1 protein-coding gene is annotated in these 312 nt (G+C 61.9%); it reads left to right on the top strand.

What is annotated here, in order from left to right:
- Positions 1–312 (top strand): transposase (locus AC5ZGW_RS47820; RefSeq protein WP_496114362.1); only part of this gene is annotated, 312 nt, incomplete at both ends.

Here is a 312-nt window from a genome sequence, read left to right as displayed (position 1 = left end):
GCTTGCCAAATGGGGCGGCAAATACCCCAAGCTCACCGGCTGGGTGGAGGACAACATCGAGGAGACGCTCGCCTACTGCCGTCTGCCACTGATGCACCGCAAGCACATGAAGTCGACCAACATGCTGGAGCGCCTCAACGAGGAGATCCGGCGGCGCACCTACGTGGTGCGAATCTTCCCCAATGCCGAGAGCTGCCTAAGGCTGGTGCGGGCGCTGACCGTCGAGCGCCACGAAGCCTGGCTCGAGGACCATCGCTATCTGAACATGGATCTCTTGAAGGAGCACAAGAAGGAGACACTACGCCGGGCGGC

The sequence above is a fragment of the Bradyrhizobium sp. Crot121 genome (genome assembly GCF_059512385.1).
Note: the sequence above shows the minus strand (reverse complement) of the source record. Positions and strands in the feature narration are given on the sequence as shown.